The sequence below is a fragment of the Bradyrhizobium sp. genome (assembly GCF_049691595.1).
GTDB lineage: Bacteria > Pseudomonadota > Alphaproteobacteria > Rhizobiales > Xanthobacteraceae > Bradyrhizobium.
In genome coordinates this window covers 1-24,837 of sequence record NZ_JBAVNZ010000311.1, presented here as the reverse complement: position 1 = coordinate 24,837, position 24,837 = coordinate 1, and the positions used below count along the sequence as shown (strand labels likewise).

Below are 24,837 nucleotides of genomic sequence, written 5' to 3'. Positions count from 1 at the left end.
ATGATGCGGCGGTAGAGGTACCAGGTGGCGTGGCCGAGCACCGGCAGCGTCACCAGCAGGCCGAGGAACCAGGGCATCGCCGAGACCGCCAGCAGGATGACGATCACGGCGGCCCATCCGATCATCGGCAACGGACTCGTTACCACCGCCCGGACGCTCGTGATCATCGCGGTGACGAAATCGACGTCGCGATCGAGCAGCAGCGGAAACGACACCACGGTCAGCGAAAACAGGATCAGCGACAGCGCCGCGCCGACCGCGTTGCCGATGGCGAGGAACATCAATCCCTCATTGGTGGTGAGCACCACCGTGACGAATTGCTGCAGGCTGGAGAACGAGGCGTTCAGCCCGAGCAGCAGCGCGATCAGGAGCCGCACCTGATACATCCATATGACGAACACGAACAGCGTGACAAAGGCCATCCAGCCGATCTCGCCGCGCGACTTCACGGTGGCCCAGATGCCGCGAAGCGAGATCGGCTGGCCGGTCTCGCGCCGCCGGCTCACCTCATAGAGGCCGATGGCGACGAACGGGCCGATCATCGCAAAACCCGCGGCGAGCGGATAGGCCAGATAGACCATGCCGAGCGCCGTGAGACACAGCACGATCGCGATGCCGCCGGCGGCATAAAGCGCGCCGAAGGCGAGCCCGTAGCGCGGCACCGCCTGGAAATCCCGCAGGCCCGCGCCCAACGCTTCCGCGATGTCGGCGGCCGAGATCCGCCGCACCACCGGATCGACCTTGCCGGAGACCGAGGTCATCCACGCCTCCCATTGTTTTGGCGTATTGAGGCAGGACCGCCGCATTCGCGTATTGATCTCGGTCAAAATTCGTCGGGGGCCGCTCCGCACGGCACCGGGCGAGAACTACCTTGCTCCAGCGGGGAGTTGAAATAAGCCCGGCAGCATTCCGCCAAATACGGTCGTCATACGCGGGCTTGACCCGCGTATCCATCACTCTTCAAAAAAAGATTCTTGCGAAGGTAGATGGATTGCCGGGCCAAGCCCGGTAATGACGGCGCACTGCGCCGTCACCCCAGCGCGCGCAGCTCGCGCCGCAGCACCTTGCCGGTCGCGGTCATCGGCAGCTGCTCCACGAACTGCACGGAGCGCGGATATTCATGGGCGGCGAGCTGCACCTTGACGAACTCCTGGATCTCGCGCGCCAGCGCGTCGCTCGCCGCAAAGCCCGGGCGCAGCACGATCCAGGCCTTGATCGATTCGGTGCGGATCGGATCGGGAATGCCGACCACCGCCGACATCGCCACCGCCGAGTGCTTCATCAGCGTGTGCTCGATCTCCGAGGGACCGACGCGATAGCCGGCGGTGGTGATGACGTCGTCCTCGCGGCTGACATACCAGAAATAGCCGTCCGCATCCTGCACGCCGAGATCGCCGGTCAGCAGGAATTCTCCGGCGTATTTTTTCGCGGTCGCATCGGGACTGCGCCAGTATTCGAGCATGGTGCACGGGTTGGGCTGGCGCACGCCGATGATGCCGCGGCTGCCGCGCGGCAGTTCCTCGCCCTTGTCGTTTACGATGCGGACGTCGAAGCCGGGGGTCGCCTTACCCATCGAACCCGGGCGGATCGGAAACAGCCTTGAATTGCTGCCGATCACCAGATTGCATTCGGTCTGGCCGAATACTTCGTGGGCATCGATGCCAAACGTCGCGCGCACCCAGTCCAGCAGCTCGCCGCCGAGCGATTCGCCGCCGGTGAAGATGCTGCGCAATTTCACGCCGGGATGTTTGACGCCGGCTTGCCGCATCAGCTTCAGCGCGGTCGGCGGCAGGAACACGTTGCGGATGTGGTAGTCCGCCATCATCTGCATCGCCGCCTGCGGCTCGAATTTGCGCGCGCGGTGGCCGACGATCGGGATGCCGTGATACCAGAACGCGAGCAGCGCGTTGATCAGCCCGCCGATCCAGGCCCAGTCGGCCGGCGTCCACATCAGGTCGCCGGGCCTCGGCAGGAAATCATGGCACATCTCGACATTCGGCAGGTGGCCGAGCACGACGCGATGGGCATGCAGCGCGCCCTTGGGGTTACCCGTGGTGCCCGAGGTGTAGATGATCAGGCCGGGATCGTCGGCCGAGGTGTCGACGGTCGCAAAGTCGGGCGATGCCGCCTTCAGGGATGACCAGAACGATTTTGCGCCGACGCGCGCAGGCTCGCTGACGACATAGATGTTTTTCAGATCGGGCAGCCGGTCGCGGATTTTTGCGAGCTTTTCCCAGCCGGTCTCGTCGGTGACCACAGCCTTGGCGCCGGAATTCGACAGCCGGAATTCCAGCGCGTCCTCGCCGAACAGCGCGAACAGCGGGATCGAGATCATGCCGGAGCGAAACGCGGCGAGATGCGCGACCGGCAATTCCAGCGACTGCGACAGGAACACCGCGACGCGGTCGCCGCGCGAAAGGCCATCGGCCTTCAGCACATTGGCGAAGCGCCGCGACGCACTGGCGACCTCGTCGAAGGTGGTGCGCGTCGTAGCACCTTCCTCGTCGACATAGATCAGCGCGAGGCGGCCGCTTCCGTCGGCATGCCGGTCGCAGCAGGCGGTCGCCATGTTGAACCGCGCCGGGATGTCCCAGCGGAAATTGCGATAGAGCTCGTCGTAACTGGCGGCTTCGGTGAGCATGAACGCGAGTGGTGAGCGGAGGACAGTGGAAGCAGGCGACGATCATGCCTCGTCGCGAAACCGCGGTCCAGTGCGACGAGCCGCGTGCTTAGCGCCCCTCGACGCCCGCGACGGTTATCAGGCGATGAAAGAACTGGATCAGCTCGACGTAGTTTTCGATTGACACCCGCTCGTTGGTGCCGTGGAAACGCGCGAGGTCGTCGGGTTTGGCGCGGATCGGCTCAAAGCGATAGACGTTGGCGGACAATTCGCCCATGTGGCGCGAATCCGTGCCGGCGATGACGAGCCCCGGCGCGACGATCGTGCCGGGCATGGTCTCGCGGATGGTGCGGTTGATCAGTTGATAGGCGCTGCCGTTCGCGGGCGATACCGGAGAGGCTTCGCGCCCTTGCCCGAATGGCGCGACCGTAATCGAGGGATCGGCGACGACCGCGCGGGTGTGCTGTTCGACCGATGCGATGGTGTCGCCGGGAAGGATGCGGAAATTGACCAGTGCCTCGGCGCGGCCGGGCAGGACATTGCTCTTGTTGCCGCCATTGATCACGGTCAAGGCGGTGCTCGTGCGCAGCAGCGCATTCGACGACGGCGATTTCTGGAGCTGCCATCGCACCATCGGCTCGGTGAGCCAGAGGTTGGAGAGCAGCAGGTGGTTGACCAGCCCCATTTCGGGGGCGAGGGTTTCGAAGGTGCCGCGCGAAACATCGGTCATCCTGGCCGGCATCGGATTGGCGGCAAGGCGGGTCAGCGCCGCGCTGAGCGAGCCGATCACGCTCGCCGGGGGCGGCATCGAGGAGTGACCGGGCGGTCCTTCCGCGGTTAGCGACAGCGTCGTCGAACCTTTTTCGGCAAGCCCGATCATGGCGACCGGCTGCGCGATCCCTTGCACGATCCCTTCGGTGATGAGCGACCCTTCGTCGAGAACGAACTCCAGTTCTGTCCCGCGCGCCTTCAGCAGCGCGGCGATGGCCTGCGCGCCGCGCGTGCCGCCGGCCTCCTCATCGTGGCCGGAGGCGACGATGATGGTCCGCTTCGGACTGGCGCCGCCGGCAAGCAGCATTTCCAGCGCCTCCAGCACCGCCAAAAGATTGCTCTTGTCGTCCCATGACCCGCGGCCCCAGACAAAGCCATCGGCGATCTCGCCGCCGAACGGGTCGTGCAGCCAGTTCTTCTCGGTGCCCGGCGCGACCGGAACAACATCCTGATGCGCCATCAGCATGACCGGTTTCAGCGACGGGTCCGATCCCTGCCAGGTGTAGAGCAGGCTGTATTGCCCGACTTTTTCGAGCTTCAGCGTCCGGTGCACACGCGGAAACTGCTGCGTCAGATAATCATGCAGGCCGAGAAACGCCTCGGCGCTGGCGTCAGGCTTGTCATCGAAGGAAATGGTCTTGAAGCGAACCGCGCCGCCGAGCCGTTCGGCCGTGGCCTTTGCATCGACCGCCGCGACGGCAACCGGCGGAACCGCAAGCTGCCGCGACCCCGTGGCATAGGCGCGAAACACGACCACCGCCGCGACCATGATTACCAGCACGCCGAACATGGCTGCTGCCCTGCGTAGCAACCTCATCGCTCGACCTTCCCCTCAACGAACGCGGCCAGGGCGGCGATATCCTCGCATCGACATCCTCGCATCCGGGTCCCAGCCACCTTCATCTTGTGCGTGGTTAGTTTGAAGGACATCACTGCCCGGGACAAGCCCGCGCACGACGCGGAGAGGTTTCTCCTCCATCGCGAAAATCAGCCGGCCAGCGCGGCCTTCACCATGCCGCTGGCCTTGCCAAAGTCCATCTGGCCGGCGTATTTCGCCTTCAGCGCCGTGATCACCTTGCCCATGTCCTTGATCCCGGCGGCGTTGGTCTCGGCGATGATGGCTGTTATCGCGGCCTTCACCTCATCCTCCGGCATCTGCTTGGGCAGATAGGCGGAGATGATCGCGATCTCCTCGCGCTCCTGGCTGGCCAGTTCGGCGCGGCCGCCCTTGTCATAAAGTTCGACCGATTCCTGGCGCTGTTTTATCATTTTCTGGAACACGCCGAGGAGATCAGCATCGCTGAGCGGCGGCTTGCCTTCCCCGCGCGCGGCGATGTCGGCATTCTTGATGGTGGAATTGACCATGCGCAGCGTCGACAGCTTGCGCTCGTCCCTGGCCTTCATGGCCTCCTTGACCGCGTTATTGATGTCGTCGCGCAGCATCGTCGTGCCCTCTTTGGCTCACAGAGCATTGATCTAGGCCGTTCGCGCGGCCAGAACAACTCTCAAGCTTCGGTTCTGATCAAATCAGAACCGAGCCTTGAGGTTTTCGTTTCGACGCGACTTCTTCACGTGAACCGGTACCCACTTCGCTTGAAAACGCTCTAGTTCCGCAGCCATTCGACCAGCGCCTCGGCGGTCGCCCGCGGCTGCTCGGGCTGTGGCAGGTGACCGCAATTCGGCAGAATCACAAGTTTCGCGCCGTGGATGCCGTCGGCAATCTCCACCGACAGCGAATTCTGAATGGTGTTGTCCTCATCCCCGGTCAAGACCAGCGTCGGACATCTGATCCACGCCAGCGTCGGCCGCGAGTCCACTCGCCCGATCACCGCCGTCTGTTGGCGGACGAACGCCTCGGGCCCGACATCGTCGCCCATGTCGTAAACGAGCTGGCGCAGCGCCGCGTCGTTGCGCCGCGACGAGTGCACGAAGCCGGGAAGCAGTTCGTCGAGCACGGCCCTATACTCGCCACCCTGGGCGCGCGCGATCATGCCGCGGCGGCGGACCGTCGCCTCCGGTGTATCCGGCCGCGCCTGGGTGTTCATCAACGCCAGTCTCGCGACCCGCTCCGGCGCCTGGCGGATGATTTCAAAGGCGATGTAGCCGCCCATCGAATGCCCGGCCAGCGCGAAGCGCGGCGGCGCCTCGGCCAGGATCCGGCGCGCGATCGCGCCCATATTATCGTCGCGGATGTGGTTGGCGACCATGACCGGCCCGAACCGCCACAGTGCCGGGACCACCGGCGCAAAAATCCGCGGCGAGCTGACGAGGCCCGGAACAAGCAGGATCGGCATCGTGTTTTCCATGCGCGGGGCTCCGGATCAGGGGCAATTTCAGGGTAAAATCGGCTCAACTCGGCAACCTTAGATTAAGGCCGCGCCATCGCCTGTCAAACCGGCGGGGAAGCAGACTTCGCGGCTTTTTAGGGCTTCACGCCGGCGGATGTGGCGACTATGTAATGGCTTCATGACATCTTCTGAAAACGTCTCAGCCTGGCCGGACCACAAGCCGACCGCGCTCCTCGTGCTCGCCGATGGTACCGTGCTGGAAGGGACTGGCCTCGGCGCGGAAGGCCACGCCGTCGGCGAAGTCTGCTTCAACACCGCGATGACCGGCTATGAGGAAATCCTCACCGATCCCTCCTATGCCGGGCAGCTCATCACCTTCACCTTCCCGCATATCGGCAATGTCGGCACCAACGACGAGGACATCGAGACGGTGAACATGGCGGCGACGCCGGGGGCACGCGGCATCATCCTGCGCTCCGCCATCACCGATCCCTCGAACTACCGCGCCGCGCGCCATCTCGACCAATGGCTCAAGGGGCGCGGCGTCATCGGCCTTTCCGGCATCGACACCCGCGCGCTGACCGCGCTGATCCGCGGCAAGGGCATGCCCAATGCCGTGATCGCGCACGCGCGGCACGGCGAATTCGACCTGCACGGCCTGAAGGAAGAAGCGCGCGAATGGCCCGGCCTCGAGGGCATGGACCTGGTGCCGATGGTCACCTCGAGCCAGCGCTTCACCTGGGACGAGACGCCATGGGTGTGGGAAAAGGGCTTTGGCCGGCAGACCGCGCCGGAGTTCGACGTGGTCGCGATCGACTACGGCATCAAGCGCAACATCCTGCGGCTGCTCGCAGGCGTTGGCTGCAAGGTCACGGTGGTGCCGGCGACCACGTCGGCGGAGGATATTCTGGCAATGAAGCCGGACGGCGTGTTTCTCAGTAACGGCCCCGGCGATCCGGCCGCGACCGGCAAATACGCAGTGCCGGTGATCCGGAAGGTGATCGAATCGGGCACGCCGACCTTTGGCATATGCCTGGGCCACCAGATGCTGGGCCTCGCCGTCGGCGCCAGGACCAAAAAGATGCATCAGGGCCATCACGGCGCCAATCACCCCGTCAGGGACGAGACCACCGGCAAGGTCGAGATCACCTCGATGAACCACGGCTTTGCGGTGGATCAGGCAACCTTGCCCGATGGCGCGACACAGACCCACATCTCTTTGTTCGACGGCTCCAATTGCGGCATCCAGCTCGACGGCAAGCCGGTGTTCTCGGTGCAGTATCACCCCGAGGCCTCGCCCGGCCCGCGCGACTCGCATTATCTGTTCAGGCGATTTGCGGATCTGATGCGGGCGAACAAGCGCGGGTAGATGCGGGTAGATATTACTCCGGGCGTGCCCCGGATGCTGCGCAGCGCGCCGCCCTTTGCGGCGTGATGCGCTGCTGATCCGGGGCCCAAGCACTGGGTCCCGGCTCTGCGGCGCACCGCCGAAGAGGCGCTGCGCCGCGTCCGGGACACGAGAGTTTGCCGGTAAGGGCGCTGATGTCGGCCGCCGCGACCGCGGGAAGCGCGCGTCAGCGACGCCAGGGGACGCCTGCTGGCCCATGCCACCACCACCCTGCCTGGTTTTCGAGATCGCAAAGGGAATGTGAGCCGCTGACATTGGTTTGATCCGCGCGTAATCTTGGTCACGCGGGAGAGAAGCCATGTCCGTGGTCAGCGCCGGTACCGAGCCCCTCACCTTCTTCTTCGCGGACGACGGTCTCGTCCCCAACAATCCGATGCCGCTCCTGGTCTACAGGGCCGTGATCGACATTGCCGGCGACCATCCCGAGAAAGCCATCGAGGGGCTGTTCGGCGTCCATCGCTGGGGCGCGATGTGGCGGAACGGCGTCTACGATTATCCGCACTACCACGCGACCGTACACGAGGCGCTCGGCGTCGCGCGCGGCCACGCCCGGGTCCGCTTCGGCGGCGACCGTGGCCGGGAGCTTGAGATTTCGGCCGGCGACGTCGCCATCCTCCCGGCCGGCACCGGGCATCAATGTCTGTCGGCGAGCCCGGACTTTTGCGTCGTCGGCGCCTATCCTCCCGGACCCGCCATGCAGATCACGCGGCCGACGCCGGAAAATCATCGCAAGGCGTTACGGACCATTCCACAGGTGAAAGTGCCTCGGACCGACCCGGTGATGGGAGCGACCGGCCCGCTGGTGCGGTTGTGGAATCGCAGGGTGGGTTGAGCGAAAACGGGTGCGCCCTTTCCTTCTCCGCTTGTGGGAGAACTCGTTGCCGCCTTCCTGACGGCTGGCCTCGGGATATTCTGCCAGGCTTGGCTTTGCTCATATTGGACCTTCCTGTTAGGAAACCGGACAGCGGCGGCCGCAATTCCGGTCGCCGGATCATTTAACGCGTCAGTTAGCTGGTTCCGCAGCCGGGACCCAATTCTTGCTGGACACCTCGCCGATGGACGAATGGATCGATTATTACGATTCCACGCATACGATCTATGCGAGCAAGCTGCATCGCGACCTGCATTTCCAGGTCGTCGCCAGCGACATCATCGGCTACATCACCGCGCCGAACGCGGTGGTGCTGGATTATGCCTGCGGGGAAGCGCTGTCCGCCGCAAAAGTGGCGGACGCCTGCGGCAGGCTTTATCTCGCCGAGCCCGCGCCCGGCGTACGCGGCCGGCTGATCGCCCGCTTTGCGCGACACACCAGGATCCGGGTGCGCTCGCTGGACGACTTGCGGACGATGGAAGAAAAGTCGATCGATCTCGTCGTCATGAACTCGGTCGCGCAGTACATGACGCCGAAAGAACTGGATACGGCGTTCGCCGTCATTCGCCGGCTGCTGAAGCCTTCCGGGCGTCTGGTCATCGGCGATATCCTGCGGCCCGAGGTCGGCATGATCAGGGATATCATCGCCTTGCTGCGTTTCGCGGCGACCCACGGCTTCCTGCGGGACGCCTTGATCGGGCTGATCAGCACGGCGCTGTCGGACTACCGGCAATTGCGCAAGCGGATCGGCCTTAAGCGCTACGGCAAAAGCGAGATGGTCGCCAAACTCGCCGCCGCCGGTTTCACCGCCGCGCGCGCCCCCGTCAATATCGGGTACAATCCGTGGCGGATGACGTTCGTGGCGCGCCACGCTCTGGATCGCACCGGCGCCCCGGCCGGTCCGGGTTGATCAAGGGTAGCACATGGCCGAAGCGCGAAGGCGGGCACTACCGGCAGTGGCGCTCTCGCCCGATTCCGGCTGATGATTCCGGCCCGCTCCATGGGGTTCGGCTTCTCCCTGAATTGCCGGTTGATGGACCGTTTTGGGCCTTTCGCGGCTGCGGAAACTGGTCTAAAGACCACCCGCGCGCGAGCTTTGCCGATCGCGCTCTTGGCTCGAGGGACGCGCGGCACGCGCGCCCTTTTTTTGTGCCAAAATTCCGTCCGTGAGACTCGATGCCCAAGAGAACCGACATCTCCACCATTCTGATCATCGGCGCCGGCCCGATTGTGATCGGCCAGGCCTGCGAGTTCGATTATTCCGGCACCCAGGCGGTGAAGACGCTGAAAGCGGAGGGCTATCGGATCGTCCTCGTCAATTCCAATCCGGCGACGATCATGACGGACCCGGAACTGGCGGATGCGACCTATATCGAGCCGATCACGCCCGAGATCGTCGCCAAGATCATCGAGAAGGAACGTCACGTCATTGCCGGCGGCTTTGCGCTGTTGCCGACCATGGGCGGGCAGACCGCGCTGAACTGCGCGCTCAGTCTGCGCAAGCAGGGCACGCTGGCCCAATTCGACGTCGAGATGATCGGCGCCACCGCGGATGCCATCGACAAGGCCGAAGACCGCGGCCGTTTTCGCGAGGCCATGACCAGGATCGGGCTGGAAACGCCGCGCTCGGTGCAGATCAAGACACTGCCCGACGCGTTGCGCGCGCTCGACGACATCGGCCTGCCGGCGATCATCCGCCCCTCCTTCACCATGGGCGGCACTGGCGGCGGCATCGCCTACACCAAGGCCGAGTTCATCGAGATCGTCGAGCGCGGCATCGACGCCTCCCCCACCGACGAGGTCCTGATCGAGGAAAGTGTGCTGGGCTGGAAAGAGTTCGAGATGGAGGTGGTGCGCGATAAAAAAGACAATTGCATCATCATCTGCTCGATCGAGAACCTCGATCCGATGGGGGTGCATACCGGCGATTCCATCACGGTCGCGCCGGCGCTGACCTTGACCGACAAGGAATACCAGATCATGCGCGACGCCTCGCTGGCGGTACTGCGCGAGATCGGGGTGGAGACCGGCGGCTCCAACGTGCAATTCGGCGTCAATCCGGCCGACGGCCGCATGGTCGTGATCGAGATGAACCCGCGGGTGTCGCGCTCTTCGGCACTCGCCTCCAAGGCTACCGGCTTTCCGATTGCCAAAGTCGCGGCCAAACTGGCGGTCGGCTACACGCTGGACGAGATCGCCAACGACATCACCGGCGGCGCGACGCCGGCCGCGTTCGAGCCGACCATCGACTACGTCGTCACCAAGATTCCGCGTTTTGCGTTCGAGAAATTTCCCGGCGCCGCCACCACGCTGACGACATCGATGAAATCGGTCGGCGAGGTGATGGCGATCGGCCGCACTTTTCAGGAGAGCCTGCAGAAGGCGCTGCGCGGGCTCGAGACCGGCCTCACGGGGCTCGACGAAATCGAGATCGAGGGGATCGGCCGCGGCGACGACAAGAACGCGATCCGCGCGGCGCTCGGCACGCCGACGCCGAACCGTATCCTGCAGGTCGCGCAGGCGATGCGGCTCGGCTGGTCGAACGAGGAAATCTTCACTTCCTGCAAGATCGATCCGTGGTTCCTCGCGGAGATGCGCGGCATCGTCGAGATGGAGTCCAGGATCAGGGCGAATGGGCTGCCGGGCCATGCGTTCGGCATGCGGACGCTGAAGGCGATGGGCTTTTCCGACGCGCGGCTGGCGGTGCTTTCCGATGCCACCGAGGCCGAGGTGACAGAAAAGCGCCACGCGCTCGGGGTTCGCCCGGCGTTCAAGCGCATCGACACCTGCGCCGCGGAATTCGCCTCGCCTACCGCCTACATGTATTCGACCTATGAATCGCCGTTCGCGGGCGCGCTCGCCGACGAAAGCGCGCCGTCGGACAAGCGCAAGGTCATCATCCTCGGCGGCGGACCCAATCGCATCGGTCAGGGCATCGAGTTCGACTATTGCTGCTGCCATGCCTGCTTCGCTCTCGCAGACGCGGGTTACGAGACCATCATGATCAACTGCAATCCGGAAACGGTGTCGACCGACTACGACACCGCGGACCGGCTCTACTTCGAGCCGCTCACCGCCGAAGACGTGCTCGAAATCATCGCCACCGAACGCAAGAACGGCACGCTACATGGCGTGATCGTGCAGTTCGGCGGCCAGACGCCGCTCAAGCTCGCCCGCGCGCTGGAGGCGGCCAGCGTGCCGATCCTCGGCACTTCGCCCGACGCGATCGATCTCGCCGAAGACCGCGACCGCTTCAAGCGCATCCTCGACAAGCTGCGCCTGAGACAGCCGAAGAATGGCATCGCCTATTCGGTCGAGCAGGCGCGGCTGGTCGCGGCCGATCTCGGCCTGCCGCTGGTGGTGCGTCCGTCCTATGTGCTCGGCGGCCGCGCGATGCAGATCATCCGCGAGGAAAACCAGCTCAATGATTATCTGCTCGGCACCCTGCCGGAGCTGGTGCCGGCGGAAGTCAAGGCCCGCTATCCCAACGACAAGACCGGTCAGATCAACACCGTGCTCGGCAAGAATCCGCTATTGTTCGACCGCTATCTCTCCGACGCCACCGAGATCGACGTCGACTGCCTCTGTGACGGCAAGGACACGTTCATCGTCGGCATCATGGAGCATATCGAGGAAGCCGGCATTCACTCCGGCGACTCCGCCTGCTCGCTGCCGCCGCATTCGCTCGATGCGCAGATGATCGCCGAGCTGGAGCGGCAGACCCGCGAGCTGGCGCTCGGGCTCGACGTGGTCGGATTGATGAACGTGCAATACGCCATCAAGGACGGCGAGATTTATGTGCTCGAGGTCAATCCGAGGGCGTCACGCACGGTACCGTTCGTGGCCAAGGTGGTCGGCACGCCGGTCGCCAAGATCGCAGCGAGGATCATGGCCGGCGAGAAACTGGCGGACTTCCATCTGAAGAAGCGCAAGCTCGGCCATGTCGGCGTCAAGGAATCGGTATTCCCGTTCGCGCGCTTCCCCGGCGTCGATACCGTGCTCGGCCCGGAGATGCGATCGACCGGCGAGGTGATGGGCATCGACCGCTCGTTCGAAGTCGCCTTTGCCAAGAGCCAGCTCGGCGGCGGCACCCGCGTGCCGCGCAAGGGCACGGTGTTCGTCTCGGTGCGCGACACCGACAAGCAGCGCATCGCCGGCGCGGTGCAGCTGTTGCACGCGCTGGGATTCAAGGTGATGGCCACCTCCGGCACCCAGCGCTTCCTCGCCGAGTTTGGCGTCCCGACCGAAAAGGTCAACAAGGTGCTGGAAGGGCGGCCGCATATCGTCGACGCCATCACCAATGGCGATATCCAGCTCGTTTTCAACACCACCGAGGGGCCGCAGGCGCTGGCCGACAGCCGCTCGCTGCGGCGGGCTGCCCTCTTGCATAAAGTGCCATATTACACCACTCTTTCGGGTGCCGTGGCGGCCGCGCAAGGGATCCGCGCCTATCTGGGCGGAGACCTTGAGGTCCGTACCCTGCAGAGTTACTTTTCCGAAAACTGATCGTTTCGCGGGGCTGAAATGCCCGCTAAACGATTGGCAATACAGCCGGTATGGCTGAAACTCACCGTGCGTCCGGATGTTGCCTCGGTCCTTGATGGGACCGAAAATTGATCGGCTGGCGGGCTCGCGTTTTGAGCCACGAAAGCCGAAGCTGACGAATCGAGAAACGTGTCGTGCGTGCCTCAAGGCCGTCGCCACGGTTGAAGGACAAGACAGATGATGGAAAAGGTTCCGATGACCGCTTCAGGATATGCGGCGCTCGAGGACGAACTGAAAAAGCGCCAGTCGGTGGAGCGTCCGCGCATCATCGAGCATATCGCCGAGGCGCGCTCGCATGGCGACCTCTCGGAGAACGCGGAATATCACGCCGCCAAGGAAGAGCAGTCGCACAACGAAGGCCGTATCGCCGAGCTGGAGGACAAGCTCGCGCGCGCCGACATTATCGACATCTCCAAGCTTTCCGGCGACACCATCAAGTTCGGCGCCACCGTCACCCTGATCGACGAGGACACCGACAAGAAAGCGGTGTGGCAGATCGTGGGCGAGCCCGAGGCGGACGCCAAGAAGGGCCGCATCTCCATCACCTCGCCGCTGGCCCGCGCCCTGATCGGCAAGAAGAAGGGCGCGACCGTGGAAGTCGTGGCGCCCGGCGGCGCCAAGGCCTATGAGATCACCAAGGTCGAGTGGCGGTAGGCCGGAACAGCAGATTCTCCAGCACGACCAAGGGCCGGAACTCGTTCCGGCCCTCCGTCTTTGGTGCTCCGGCGCGCCCGGCGAACGGCCGCAAACACTCCGCCCCCGGCAATATTCCAAATGCTGCCCCGCAAACGTCACCGATTTGTTGCGCTGATGCGCTTTCCCTCAGAGCCACGACACGATATCAACGTGGCGTTGCACCACTTGATCAACGTGGCGCTGCATCACTTGGGGGAAGTCCAATGAACGAAAATTTTCTCGCTTCGTACCGTCCTCTGCTTCTCAGTCTGTTTCGCTTCATGACCGGCCTGTTGCTGTTTCAGTTTGGCGTTGCCAAAATTCTGAAATTTCCGGCCGGCACCCCGTTCGAAAAAGTCGAACTGATGTCGCTGATCGGGGCCGCCGGCACCATAGAGCTGATTCTGGGCGGCCTTCTGATGGTCGGGTTGTTCTCGCGGGTCGCGGCGTTCATATTGTCGGGTGAAATGGCATTCGCATATTTCCTCGGCCATATGTACAAGAGCGGAGCGCCGGTGTTTCACCCGCTGTTCAACGGCGGCACGGCCGCGGCCATGTTCGCTTTCGCATGCCTCTATCTGGCGGCGGCGGGTCCCGGACCGTGGAGCCTGGATGCGATGATGCGGAAGAAGGACTGATATACGAGCGCCGTTTACACGTCATTCCGGGACACGTGTTCGCGTGGACCCGGAATCTCGGCAATCCCCGATGTGCCATTGCACATCTGAGGTTCGCGTTGAAGTGCGCCCCCGGGAATGGCCGCTAGCCCGGCAGCTTCAAGCCGAGCGGCACCGCCGCCTCATATTTGGAATTGTGCAGCACCAGCGACGTCCTGACATTGCGCACATGCGGGGCCGCGGTCAGATGCGTAACAAAATCCTGAAACGTCGCCATGTCGGGCGCCACGCATTTCAGGATGAAATCCACCTCGCCCGACAGCATCCAGCATTCCCGCACCAGCGGCTCGGCGCGGACGAACGCCTCGAATGCGCGCAAGTCCGCATCGGCCTGACTGGACAGATGCACGGATGCAAACACCGTGACGTCGAAGCCGAGCCGCCGCGGATCCAGTAAACCGCGATAGCCCTGGATGTAGCCTTCTTCCTCCAGCGTCCTGACCCGGCGCAGGCAAGGCGGCGGCGAAATACCGACGCGTCTGGCCAGTTCCACATTGGTGATTCGGCCGTCGGCCTGGATTTCGGCGAGGATTTTGAGGTCAATCTCGTCAAGATTTTTCGACACGCGGGTGCGGTTCCGAGATGCTCGCAGGGTTCGGCGAGCGCTGCTGGCAACTCTCTTAACCCAGCAGCAGCGCCTTGCGCAATTTTATTACGCGTGCGGTGCGCCATTTGACGGGGGGTTCCGTGGAAAATACGCCGATATGGATTGCAATTCTTGCATAGCTTACCAGATGTCCTAGACTTGGATTTGACACTTTTGGCGCCACCGCGATGCCTTTCCAGGCGCTTTCCGCTCAAGTCCTGACCGAAATCCCCAAATACAGGGATCTGCCCATGCCCGCCCCCATCCACGCCAAGGTCGTCATCATCGGCTCGGGTCCGGCCGGTTACACGGCAGCGATCTACGCGGCGCGCGCAATGCTGGAGCCGGTGCTAATCCAGGGCATCCAGCCCGGCGGACAACTCACCATCACCACCGACGTGGAGAACTATCCGGGTTTTGCGGATGTCATCCAGGGTCCCTGGCTGATGGAGCAGATGGAAAAACAAGCCGCCCATGTCGGCACCAGAATGGTTGCCGATCTCGTCACCAGGCTCGATCTCTCGCAGCGCCCGTTCCGCCTCGCTTGCGACAGCGGCGATATCTATCTCGCCGAGACCGTGATCCTCGCCACCGGCGCGCAGGCGCGCTGGCTCGGCATGCCCTCGGAAGAGAAGTTCAAGGGTTTTGGCGTCTCGGCCTGCGCGACCTGCGACGGCTTTTTCTATCGCGGCAAGCAAGTCGTGGTGGTCGGCGGCGGCAACACCGCGGTCGAGGAAGCGCTGTTCCTCACCAACTTCGCGTCGCAAGTCACCATCGTGCACCGCCGCGATCATTTCCGCGCCGAGCGCATCCTGCAGGATCGCCTGTTCAAGAACCCGAAGATCAAGGTGGTCTGGGACAGCGCGATCGACGAAATCCGCGGCACCGAGAATCCGAACAAGGTCACCCATGTCCGGCTGAAGAACGTCAGGACCGGCGCGCTGACGGAATTGCCGGCCGACGGCGTCTTCATCGCGATCGGGCACGCCCCCGCGACCGACCTCGTCGCCGGCCAGATCAAGCTGAAACCCTCCGGCTATGTCGAGGTGGCGCCGAACTCCACCGCGACCTCGGTGCCCGGCCTGTTCGCGGCCGGCGACGTCGCCGACGAAACCTGGCGGCAGGCGGTGACCGCCGCGGGCCTCGGCTGCATGGCGGCGCTGGAGGCCGAACGCTTCCTCGCAGTTCGCGCGAGCGATCGCGCGGCGGCGGAATGATCATGGCTCGAACCCGCAACGGAATGACGGACATGGATTGGGACAAGCTGAAGGTGTTTCATGCGGCGGCGGAAGCGGGAAGCTTCACCCATGCCGGCGAGCAGCTTGGTCTTTCGCAGTCGGCGGTATCGCGCCAGGTCAGTGCGCTGGAACAGGAGCTTTCGGTCTCGCTGTTCCACCGCCACGCCCGTGGCCTCATCCTCACCGAACAGGGCGACTTGCTGTTCCGCACCGCGCATGACGTGTTCATGCAGTTGCAGGCGGCGCGCGCCAAGCTCACCGACAGCCGCGAGCGGCCGAGCGGCGACCTCAAGATCACGACGCCGCCGGCGCTAGGCATCAACTGGCTGATTCCGCGGCTGGACGAATTCACCGCGCTGTATCCGGATATCCGGATTTCCATGATCGTGACCGACGAGGATCTCGACCTGTCGATGCGCGAGGCCGACGTCGCGATCCGGACCCGCAAGCCGACCCAGCCGGACCTGATTCAGCGCAAGCTGTTCTCGATCGGCTTCCATGCCTATTGCTCGCCGGAATACATCAAGCGCTTCGGCACGCCGCGCACGCTCGACGATCTCGATTCCCATCGCATCATCATGCTGGGCGATGCGCAGGTGCCCGCGCATCTGCAGAACCGCAGCTGGCTGATCGATGCCGGCCGCAACGGCTCCGGCCCGCGCGAGGCCTATTTCAAGGTCAACAACATCCTGGGGCTGGTCCGCGCCTGCCAGCAGGGGCTCGGCATCGCCGCGTTGCCGGACTATCTGGTCGAGGAGAACAACCGCCTGGTGCAGCTGTTCGGCGAGTCCGACTCGATCCAGCTCGACACCTATTTCGTCTATCCGGAAGAGCTGAAGACGGTGGCGCGGGTGCAGGTGTTTCGTGATTTCGTGGTCAGCAAGGCGCAGCGCTGGCCGTCGTAATTAGCTGATCTTATAAAGGCCCCGGTCTCCGCATGACTGACATGCGGCTCGATCGGTTGCTGCATGGCGCCGATCGGGATCATAGTATTTTTGCACTGAGCATTCGCGTCGCGCATATGTCCCCTCCTCCAGTGGCGCGAGAGTTCAGTTATCCCTCTTGGAAGGTGATTGTGTCGGCCTCATGTGGCCAATACCTCAAGCCGGGCTCTTACGAGTCCGGCTTTTTTTCGCCGACCTGGCACGATCGGCGGGCAGATTGACAACCGGCCCCCGCTCCACCATCGTTGACGCATGATCACGCGTTCGTGCGCAGCATCGTCGTCGAAAAAAGGTCCCCATTCGGGGGCCCGAGATCGACGCGCGCGATAGTTTTCCGCAAAGGCATCGATCCCGAAACCCCGCCGTCTGGACGGGGTTTTTTTGTTGCTCCCGTCTCCGGCTCGAAAACCCCGAAGGAGATGGACCATGACTGATCTGCCAAGCCAGTTGCAGGGCCTGTGGCTGCCCCTCGTCACGCCTTTTCGCGACGGGGAGCTCGATGTGCCGTCGTTGCGCCGGCTGGTCCGGCATTACGCGCACGGCCCCATCGATGGACTGATCCTGGCTGCGACCTCAGGCGAAGGCATGACGCTCGACGCCGCCGAGCTCGAGCGGCTGGTGGCCGAGGTGCGCGCCGAACTCGTCGATGGCGAGCGTAACCTGCCGATCTGTCTCGGCCTGTCCGGCGCCAGCACGCGAAAAATGCTCGACGCGCTGGACCAGACGGCGGCGTGGCCGATCGACGGCTATCTGATCGCGAGCCCCTATTACACGCGGCCATCGCAGCGCGGCCTGGCGCAGCATTTCAGCACGCTCGCCGACCATGCCTCGTGGCCGATCGTGCTCTACAACATCCCCTACCGGACATCGGTCAATCTCTCCAACGAGACGCTGCTGCGGCTCGCCGAACATCCCAATATCGTCGGGATCAAGGATTGCTGCGCCGACCGCACCCAGTCGGTCGACTTCCTGGCCCGGCGGCCGTCCGGATTTCGCGTTCTGACCGGCGAGGACGCGCAATATTATGACGCGCTCGCCGACGGCGCCGACGGCGCCATCCTGCTGTCGGCGCATGTCGCGACGGAAATTTTTGCATCGGTGCGGACGCTTCTTGCGCAAGGCAACCGTGACGCCGCCTTGGCGAACTGGCAAAGCATCTCCGAAATCACCAGCCTCTTATTCGCCGAACCGAGTCCGGCGCCGGCAAAATACTGGCTGGCGCGGACCGGGCTGATCGATCGTGCCGAGGTTCGCCTGCCGATGGTGGAGGTCAGCGCGGCGCTGGCGGCGCGGCTCGATGCGGAGATTGAACGGCGCACTCCCCGTCATTGCGAGGAGCACAGCGAGGAAGCAATCCATTCTTCCTTTACGCGGCCCGATGGATTGCTTCGCTGGCGCTCGCAATGACGGCTCAGTCCAGTTTCGTCCGCGCCAGCCGCAGCGCGTTGCCGATCACGCTGACCGAGGACAGCGCCATCGCCGCGGCGGCGATCATCGGCGACAACAGAATGCCGAACACCGGGTACAGCACGCCGGCCGCGATCGGCACGCCGGCGGCGTTGTAGAGGAACGCGAAGGCAAGGTTCTGGCGGATGTTGCGCATGGTCGCGACCGAGAGCCGCCGCGCCCGGACGAGGCCGGTCAAGTCTCCGGTCAGGAGCGTCACGCCGGCCGATTCGATCGCGACGTCGGTACCGCCGCCCATGGCAATGCCGACATCGGCGGCGGCAAGCGCCGGCGCATCATTGATGCCATCGCCGACCATGGCGACGGTGCGGCCTTCGCGGCGCAGCCGTTGCACCACCTCGCTCTTGCGCTCCGGCAACACGCCCGCCTCGATCTCATCGATGCCGAGCAGGTTTGCGACGGCGCGCGCGGTGGTGAGGTTGTCGCCGGTCAACATCACCACGCGCAAGCCGTCCGCGCGCAGCGCCTGCAAGGCGGTCTTCGCCGAAGGTTTTACCGGATCGGCGATCGCGATCACGCCGGCGGCGCGGCCATCGACCGCGACGTAGATCGAGGTTGCGCCGTCGCGGCGCGCGGCCTCGGCGGCAGCGTCGATATTTTCGGTGGCGACGTCGAGTTCGCCCATCAGCATCGCATTGCCGAGCGCAACCTGTCTGCCTTCGACCACGCCGGTTGCGCCCTTGCCGGAAGGCGAGGCAAACAAGCCGACCGCGGCGAGCGCCAGCCTGCGCGCCTTTGCAGCATTCAGGATCGCCAGCGCCAGCGGATGCTCGCTGCCCTGCTCGACGCTGGCCGCGAGCCGCAGCAATTCGTTCTCGTCAAGGCCGCCGCCGGCGATGACGCTGACCACCCTGGGCTTGCCCTCGGTGAGCGTGCCGGTCTTGTCGATCACCAGCGTGTCGATGGCCTCCATCCGCTCCAGCGCCTGCGCGTCGCGGATCAGGATGCCCGAATGCGCGCCGCGCCCGACGCCGACCATGATCGACATCGGGGTGGCAAGCCCGAGCGCGCAGGGACAGGCGATGATCAGCACGGTAACCGCTGCGACCAGCGCAAAGGTGAAGCGCGGCTCCGGTCCGAACCTGGCCCAGGCCGCGAACGCCAGCAGCGCGGTGGCGATCACCGCCGGCACGAACCAGCCGGCGACGCGATCGGCCAGGCGCTGGATCGGCGCGCGCGAGCGCTGCGCCCTTGCCACCATCTCGACGATCCGCGCCAGCATGGTGTCGCGGCCTATTCTGTCCGCGCGCATGACAAGTCCGCCGCTCTGGTTGACGGTGCCGCCGATCACATGGTCGCCCTCCGCCTTCCTGACCGGCATCGACTCGCCGGTGACCATGGATTCATCGACCACGGCGCGGCCTTCGGTGACGACGCCATCGACCGGAATCTTCTCGCCGGGACGCACCCGCAATCGGTCGCCGACAGCGATCGCGGCGATCGCGACATCCTCATCGCCATTGGCGGTGACGCGCCGCGCGGTCTTCGGCGCCAGGCCGAGCAGCGCGCGGATCGCGCCCGAGGTTTGCGCCCGCGCGCGCAACTCCAGCACCTGACCGAGCAGGACCAGCACCGTGATGACAGCCGCCGCCTCGAAATACACCGCGACCGCGCCGTGCATGTCGCGGAACGCGGGCGGAAACCATTGCGGCGCCAGCGTGCCAACCACGCTGTAGACATAGGCGACGCCGACGCCCATCGCGATCAGGGTGAACATGTTGAGCTGGCCGGTCACGACAGACCGCCAGCCGCGCTCGAAAAACGGCGCGCCGGCCCACAGCACGACGGGGGTGGACAGCGCAAGGGAAATCCAGTTCGACCACGTCGCCGGCAACAGATGCGTCAGGCCGAGATGGCCGCCCATCTCGAGCGCGAACACCGGCAAGGTCAGGGCCAGCGCGATCCAGAAGCGCCGCGTCATGTCGATCAGCTCGGGGTCCGGCGCATCGTCGAGCGAGACCTGCTCGGGCTCGAGTGCCATGCCGCAGATCGGACAACTGCCGGGGCCGGCCTGCCGCACCTCGGGATGCATCGGACAGGTGTAGATGGCGCCCCCAGGCGCCGCGGGTTCGGGCGCGCGGGAGGTGAGGAATTTTTCCGGCTCCGCCGCAAAGCGTTCACGGCAACGCGCGCCGCAGAAGAAATAATCCTGGCCCCGGTACGCGAAACGATGTTTGGCGGTCGCGGGATCGACCTTCATGCCGCAGACCGGATCGGTCGCGCGCGCCGCTTCCGCCGCGTCGTGGCGATGATGATGGGCGGACGCCCCGTGCGCGTGATCGTTCTGTGCCACCAAAACGCTTCCTGGCCGAATGCCAGCCCTTGATCGATATACCCTAGGGGGGTATATGACGCGTATGCGCACCGAGATCAAGGCCTCCTGCCTGAAACGCCTGAAACGGATCGAAGGCCAGATCCGCGGCCTCGCCGGGATGGTCGAGGGCGACCGCTATTGCATCGACGTGGTGACCCAGATCACCGCGGCGAAAGCGGCGCTGCGCCGGGTCGAGGAGGAAATCCTGCGCGACCATGTCGCCCATTGCGTCGAGCATGCGATTTCGTCCGGCGACAAGGCCGACCAGCGCCGCAAGATCGCGGAACTGATGGACGTGATCGGCCGCGCCGACCGATAAACCGGGTGGCACGGCCGCGGTCGCGTGGTTAAGGATCGGTAACCGGAAAATCCCGAAGTCGAGCGAAGCGGCGGCCGCAACTTTAGGATTTTGGGATTATTCAGATCCCCTTGCAAAAAACGGGGGGAAACCGATGAATACGCCAGCCACGCACGATTCCAGATATCCGAGCTGCGAACGCGCCCAGACGACGCACGACGTCCTGCTGGTGTCGTCCTTTGCGCTGTGGGCGATGCTGATCGGCTTCGTGCCGATCATGACATTTCGCCTGCTGAGCTGAAGCGAGACGCCGGCTGCTGCCGTGGTTAATCCGCGGTAGCACCTGTGGTCAAATGCAAGCGAAATTGCGACCGGGTTCTTAAAACCGGTCGCGTATCAAGATCCCCGCCACAACAGCCGGAAACGCGGGGGGCATGAATGAACACAGAAAACGATCAAACTTCCGGGCCACCGAGCTTTAGCGCCGAAGACGTTCTTTGGGCGCTCGGCATCTGGTCGGTGATCCTGAGCCTGTCGCCGGTCATCATGTTCTACGTGCTGATGGTGGCGTAAGCGCGCAACCTTGAAAAACGCGCGGAGCCCGCGCGTTCCTTGTCAGTCCTAAAAATGGCGGCGTTGTTACGCCGCCTGCTTGTGCATGGCGCCGGTGGCCGATGCCGAACCGCGGATCGCCTTGATCGAGCGTTCGATCGCCGCCCACAGCCTCGCGATCTCCGCCGCGGCACGGCCTTCCGCGTAATATTCGCGGGCACCTTCGCCGTTGGCCAGCGCCATCAGCAGATCGGCGCGGTTGGTGATCTGGCCGCTCCACACCGGCGCGCGGAATTTCGCCAGCGCTTCGCGCGCGATGCTGACGATGCGGCTCTCGGCATCGTCCCGCGGCGCAGGGGCGCCGTTGATCACGACCGCGTAGGGCTTGCGTGCCGCGCGGCAGGTCTGAATCGTCTCCTGTACGGCGTTGACGTCGAACACGCCGGGACGGGCCGGAATGATCACCATCGTGGCGTTCCTGATGGCGTCGTCGACCACGGCCGAAAGATTCGGCGGCGTGTCGATGAACACCCATTCGAGACCGTCGCGCTTGGCCGCGGCGATGATCCCGCTGACGGAATTCACGGCGGTCTTGATCGGCGGCTCGTTGGTGCCCCGCAGCTTGTGCCACAGCGTGAGCGAGCCCTGCGGATCCGCATCGATCAGCAGACCGGGTTTCGTCGACTTGTGGACGTGGGCGGCGAGATGGGCAGCCAGGGTGCTCTTTCCCGAGCCCCCCTTACGCGAAGCGAATACAATGACGTTCATACCAAGCCCTCCAGATTGACCTCAGAAGGCGAAAATGAATCAGCGCGCTGATTCGTGAAAGAAAAATTTGTTGGTAATCACGATGAAGCCACCGATTTGCCGGAAATGCTGGTTTTTGAGTCACACGCTGCGTCGCCACACAACCGGAAATGGAATAGGCCCGGCGCCCGCGGCGATCATGGTCCGCCCTTTGCGCGCCGGCGCTCGATCCACTTGCGTTCGGCCCATCCGAGCATCCGCGCCGTCGGTTTCCGCAGGACGGGCACGTCCTGCGCGAACAAAAGGAGTCCGAGCGGCAGCATCCAGAGTCCGAGTACCGGCAAAAAGCCGAAAACGCCGCCGACCATCAACAGAACGGCCAGCGGAAACCTGGCGTATCGCGACGACGGTTGGCGCAACCAGCCGATGAACCTCGCCGGCCCCGCCGGCAGCCTGGCTGCAAGCCGGGCAAAATGCCGGTCGAGTTCTGCCTCGGAATGCTCGCGCAATGAATCTCTCCTGGTCCAAGGGAGATGTTGACGAGCTACGCCGGCGCAAGGCCTCAGCGGGTCGCGCGCAGGGAATGGAACCGCGGTCGACCAACCGGGAATTAACCGCCACAACCGGAGCGATGCCTTATCGTGCTACCGTCAAATCATCTTTGGCCTGGCCAGCTTCTTCAGCCTGCGGGGTCCTGGCGCGGACGGGCTTGCGGGCTGCGGCCGGCTTGATGCTCAGCGGCCTGCCACCGGCCTGCCCGGCTCAGGTCCGGGCCGGAAAAATGCCCGGCAGCCGGGCGAGAGCTGGGACTTGTTTCGGATCATGCAGGCCGTGATGCGCTCGACGTCGGGGACGTCGGCGCCGCAGAGCCTGATCGCATCGCCAGTGCAGGCTTGCTCCTGTTCGGCGGTGTAGGCCCGGCCCGCGGCGGGCCACATCGAAACCGACAGCGCCGTCGCCAGCCACAAGCCGAACTGCAAGTCCCTGTACCGCAAAAGCGTCATAGACTCCCCCCGAATCTGTAATGCAGGAATAGTGGGTGATCGACGGGGGATTGGCAAGCAGACGCCGACCGGAGGAGAGAGGACAGCGGAATCTTGACAAAATGTCCTTTATAAGAGACAATACGCATGGTAGAGGTCCGACAGACTGACGTTTTTACCGAGTGGTTTGCAGGGCTGCGGGATCGCGAAGCGCGCACTCGCATCACTGTTCGCATCCGCCGCCTCTCGCTCGGCAATCCGGGTGACGTAAGGCCGGTGGGCAGCGGCGTGTCGGAGATGCGGATCGACTACGGCCCCGGCTATCGGGTGTATTTCGTCGGACGCAGCGACATGGTGATCATCCTGCTCTGCGGCGGTGACAAACGGCACCAGGATCGCGACATCGCGCGCGCCCTCGAACTCGCGCAGGAGGTTTAGAGAGGACGACATGGCTCGCAAAACCAGCCGTTGGGATGCTGCCGACACCCTGGAAACCAAGGAGGACATCGCCGCCTATCTCGATGCCGTTCTTGAGGATGGCGACCCCGATTTGCTCAAGGCCGCACTCGGCGACATCGCCCGCGCCAAGGGCATGACCGAGATTGCGCAAGCCGCGGGCCTCGGCCGCGCCAATCTCTACAAGGCGCTATCGCCGGATGGCAATCCGGAGTTCGCGACCGTTGCCAGAGTCCTGAAAGCTCTCGGACTTCGGCTCTCCGTTGCGGCGTAACGCCAGGCCTCGCGGGTGCTTCCGGCACGAGGCTGATCCATAAGCGGGACACGGAGCGCACATATGCCCGACGTTCCACGCTCACGCGGCATCACAGGGTTTCGATCCACGCCCCCGCGAAGGCGCGACCCCCATTGTGCAATGTCGGCTGGCTCATCCAACTCCCAGAGCAGATCAACAAGAGCGCGGGCGCGCGAGTTCCGCATCGCTATCAATCAAGATCAGGTCACACAGTCTATGCGTCTATTCTATCGTACTCGCTGTGGGTGCCATCATCAGACACGCATTGAACCCGCCACCGATCAACGGGTCAGCCCCGCATCGGTCGCGGGGCTAACCGAAAGACTTGCTACTGCTGCATTGGAGCGGCCGACGCCAGCCGCAACTTGTGCTAGATTTCGAACGGGGAGGAAGCTCGATCATGAGCAGAGGCATCGTTGGGCTGTTAATTGTGCTGGCGATATTCTGGTTCATTGGCAGCGCAAACCAATCGACCTCGACAACTAAGCTACCCCCGGCCGATCATGCGAATACGGTTGTTGCCGCGGCTCAATTAAATGAGCAGTGGGAGAAGACTTTCGACAAAACCGGAAAATATCCAGACCGCCAAGACCCGAGCGCACATTACGCCGTCTACGGTGCGCTTCTCCGGATTCCCGAAGACAGCCAGAGCTATTCAGCGGCGCGAGGACTCGTCGACAAATTCTCCTCAAGGCAATTGAAGATCGACGCGCAGGAGCGCAGGGCCAAGGCCGAGCGGATCGGCAATGATGCCGAAGGTCGCAAGAGGTTTGCCGATACGCTTGACACGACCTTCCTCAAAGCCGGACGCGATGCATCCTTTAAGGTCTCTGGACCCAAGAACACAGTGCTCGAAATGGTTTACATCTTGGTCAATCGGCCCGCTGTCTATCAAATAGCAAACGATACCAAATTCCTCGAGAACGCATGGAACGCTGGCTTCAAAAAGGTGATCTTTCGAAGCGGATACGGCTACGGCAGCAATTCTTGGACGTATGATGCTCCCAAAGACTGGGCATTCAATTGAGGTCGCTTGTATGAGCGGTCGAAGCCTTACCGACATATCGAGCGAGGGCGAGCTAATCGCGGGTTGGGAATTGTC

At 63.9% G+C, this 24,837-nt stretch carries 25 protein-coding genes; 15 read left to right on the top strand and 10 right to left on the bottom strand.

Features of this window, described 5'->3' with window-relative positions:
- The 5 genes from WCE35_RS13790 to WCE35_RS13770 all read right to left on the bottom strand — a co-directional run.
- On the bottom strand, positions 1–761 hold a 761-nt coding region (locus tag WCE35_RS13790), incomplete at its 3' end, for a DUF2189 domain-containing protein (protein ID WP_424593903.1).
- A 269-nt stretch (positions 762–1,030) separates the two neighbouring features.
- Positions 1,031–2,641 (bottom strand): acyl-CoA synthetase, encoded by a 1,611-nt coding sequence (locus WCE35_RS13785; protein ID WP_424593902.1) that lies wholly within the window; start codon positions 2,639–2,641, stop codon positions 1,031–1,033.
- 88 nt (positions 2,642–2,729) lie between these two features.
- Entirely contained in the window at positions 2,730–4,208 is a 1,479-nt protein-coding gene (locus WCE35_RS13780) for a M20 family peptidase (protein WP_424593901.1), read from the bottom strand.
- Positions 4,209–4,378: 170 nt separating this feature from the next.
- Entirely contained in the window at positions 4,379–4,834 is a 456-nt protein-coding gene (locus WCE35_RS13775; RefSeq protein ID WP_424593900.1) for a GatB/YqeY domain-containing protein, read from the bottom strand.
- A gap of 161 nt (positions 4,835–4,995) precedes the next feature.
- Positions 4,996–5,697 carry an alpha/beta fold hydrolase gene (locus WCE35_RS13770; protein ID WP_424593899.1) on the bottom strand — a complete coding sequence of 234 codons (702 nt, stop codon included), beginning with the start codon at positions 5,695–5,697 and terminating at the stop codon, positions 4,996–4,998.
- Between the two features lie 160 nt (positions 5,698–5,857).
- Between WCE35_RS13770 and carA the strand changes: the two genes are divergently transcribed.
- The 6 genes from carA (at position 5,858) to WCE35_RS13740 (ending at position 13,816) form a co-directional block, all read left to right on the top strand.
- On the top strand, positions 5,858–7,048 hold the full coding sequence (carA, locus tag WCE35_RS13765) for a glutamine-hydrolyzing carbamoyl-phosphate synthase small subunit (protein ID WP_424593898.1): 1,191 nt from the start codon (positions 5,858–5,860) through the stop codon (positions 7,046–7,048).
- Positions 7,049–7,385: 337 nt separating this feature from the next.
- Positions 7,386–7,919 carry a cupin domain-containing protein gene (locus WCE35_RS13760; protein WP_424593897.1) on the top strand — a complete coding sequence of 178 codons (534 nt, stop codon included), beginning with the start codon at positions 7,386–7,388 and terminating at the stop codon, positions 7,917–7,919.
- A 223-nt stretch (positions 7,920–8,142) separates the two neighbouring features.
- Positions 8,143–8,868, top strand: a complete 726-nt coding sequence (locus WCE35_RS13755; RefSeq protein WP_424593904.1) for a class I SAM-dependent methyltransferase — start codon at positions 8,143–8,145, stop codon at positions 8,866–8,868.
- Between the two features lie 266 nt (positions 8,869–9,134).
- The gene (gene carB / locus WCE35_RS13750; RefSeq protein ID WP_424593896.1) at positions 9,135–12,464 is read left to right on the top strand and encodes a carbamoyl-phosphate synthase large subunit; all 3,330 of its coding nucleotides are present in this window, start codon (positions 9,135–9,137) and stop codon (positions 12,462–12,464) included.
- Positions 12,465–12,683: 219 nt separating this feature from the next.
- Positions 12,684–13,157 carry a transcription elongation factor GreA gene (gene greA, locus WCE35_RS13745; RefSeq protein ID WP_424593895.1) on the top strand — a complete coding sequence of 158 codons (474 nt, stop codon included), beginning with the start codon at positions 12,684–12,686 and terminating at the stop codon, positions 13,155–13,157.
- Positions 13,158–13,402: 245 nt separating this feature from the next.
- Complete coding sequence (locus WCE35_RS13740; protein WP_424593894.1) at positions 13,403–13,816, top strand: DoxX family protein; 414 nt, start codon at positions 13,403–13,405, stop codon at positions 13,814–13,816.
- A gap of 124 nt (positions 13,817–13,940) precedes the next feature.
- Here WCE35_RS13740 and WCE35_RS13735 read toward each other — a convergent pair whose 3' ends face one another.
- Positions 13,941–14,420, bottom strand: coding sequence for an Lrp/AsnC family transcriptional regulator (locus WCE35_RS13735; protein ID WP_424593893.1), 480 nt, complete (start codon positions 14,418–14,420; stop codon positions 13,941–13,943).
- A 272-nt stretch (positions 14,421–14,692) separates the two neighbouring features.
- On the opposite strand from WCE35_RS13735, the gene trxB reads away from it, so the two are divergent.
- The 3 genes from trxB to dapA all read left to right on the top strand — a co-directional run bounded on the left by trxB (position 14,693) and on the right by dapA (position 18,030).
- Positions 14,693–15,658, top strand: a complete 966-nt coding sequence (gene trxB / locus WCE35_RS13730; protein WP_424593892.1) for a thioredoxin-disulfide reductase — start codon at positions 14,693–14,695, stop codon at positions 15,656–15,658.
- Between the two features lie 2 nt (positions 15,659–15,660).
- On the top strand, positions 15,661–16,584 hold the full coding sequence (locus tag WCE35_RS13725) for a LysR family transcriptional regulator (protein WP_424593891.1): 924 nt from the start codon (positions 15,661–15,663) through the stop codon (positions 16,582–16,584).
- A gap of 465 nt (positions 16,585–17,049) precedes the next feature.
- Positions 17,050–18,030, top strand: a complete 981-nt coding sequence (gene dapA, locus WCE35_RS13720; RefSeq protein ID WP_424593890.1) for a 4-hydroxy-tetrahydrodipicolinate synthase — start codon at positions 17,050–17,052, stop codon at positions 18,028–18,030.
- Positions 18,031–18,034: 4 nt separating this feature from the next.
- Here dapA and WCE35_RS13715 read toward each other — a convergent pair whose 3' ends face one another.
- On the bottom strand, positions 18,035–20,386 hold the full coding sequence (locus WCE35_RS13715) for a heavy metal translocating P-type ATPase (RefSeq protein ID WP_424593889.1): 2,352 nt from the start codon (positions 20,384–20,386) through the stop codon (positions 18,035–18,037).
- Between the two features lie 61 nt (positions 20,387–20,447).
- On the opposite strand from WCE35_RS13715, the gene WCE35_RS13710 reads away from it, so the two are divergent.
- The 3 genes from WCE35_RS13710 (at position 20,448) to WCE35_RS13700 (ending at position 21,275) form a co-directional block, all read left to right on the top strand.
- Positions 20,448–20,723, top strand: a complete 276-nt coding sequence (locus tag WCE35_RS13710) for a metal-sensitive transcriptional regulator (RefSeq protein ID WP_424593888.1) — start codon at positions 20,448–20,450, stop codon at positions 20,721–20,723.
- A gap of 133 nt (positions 20,724–20,856) precedes the next feature.
- Positions 20,857–21,003, top strand: coding sequence for a hypothetical protein (locus WCE35_RS13705; protein ID WP_424593887.1), 147 nt, complete (start codon positions 20,857–20,859; stop codon positions 21,001–21,003).
- Between the two features lie 137 nt (positions 21,004–21,140).
- Positions 21,141–21,275: a hypothetical protein gene (locus WCE35_RS13700; RefSeq protein ID WP_424593886.1), complete on the top strand. Its 135-nt coding sequence runs from the start codon at positions 21,141–21,143 to the stop codon at positions 21,273–21,275.
- 66 nt (positions 21,276–21,341) lie between these two features.
- Here the strand turns inward: WCE35_RS13700 and WCE35_RS13695 are convergent, their stop codons facing one another.
- The 3 genes from WCE35_RS13695 to WCE35_RS13685 form a co-directional block, all read right to left on the bottom strand.
- Positions 21,342–22,022 carry an AAA family ATPase gene (locus tag WCE35_RS13695; RefSeq protein WP_424593885.1) on the bottom strand — a complete coding sequence of 227 codons (681 nt, stop codon included), beginning with the start codon at positions 22,020–22,022 and terminating at the stop codon, positions 21,342–21,344.
- A 176-nt stretch (positions 22,023–22,198) separates the two neighbouring features.
- Positions 22,199–22,510 (bottom strand): hypothetical protein, encoded by a 312-nt coding sequence (locus tag WCE35_RS13690; RefSeq protein ID WP_424593884.1) that lies wholly within the window; start codon positions 22,508–22,510, stop codon positions 22,199–22,201.
- Between the two features lie 225 nt (positions 22,511–22,735).
- Positions 22,736–23,005, bottom strand: coding sequence for a hypothetical protein (locus WCE35_RS13685; protein ID WP_424593883.1), 270 nt, complete (start codon positions 23,003–23,005; stop codon positions 22,736–22,738).
- Between the two features lie 126 nt (positions 23,006–23,131).
- Between WCE35_RS13685 and WCE35_RS13680 the strand changes: the two genes are divergently transcribed.
- The 3 genes from WCE35_RS13680 to WCE35_RS13670 all read left to right on the top strand — a co-directional run bounded on the left by WCE35_RS13680 (position 23,132) and on the right by WCE35_RS13670 (position 24,762).
- Complete coding sequence (locus tag WCE35_RS13680) at positions 23,132–23,422, top strand: type II toxin-antitoxin system RelE/ParE family toxin (RefSeq protein ID WP_424593882.1); 291 nt, start codon at positions 23,132–23,134, stop codon at positions 23,420–23,422.
- A 10-nt stretch (positions 23,423–23,432) separates the two neighbouring features.
- Positions 23,433–23,714, top strand: coding sequence for an addiction module antidote protein (locus tag WCE35_RS13675; RefSeq protein ID WP_424593881.1), 282 nt, complete (start codon positions 23,433–23,435; stop codon positions 23,712–23,714).
- Positions 23,715–24,135: 421 nt separating this feature from the next.
- Positions 24,136–24,762: a hypothetical protein gene (locus tag WCE35_RS13670; protein ID WP_424593880.1), complete on the top strand. Its 627-nt coding sequence runs from the start codon at positions 24,136–24,138 to the stop codon at positions 24,760–24,762.
- Positions 24,763–24,837: the final 75 nt, after the last annotated feature.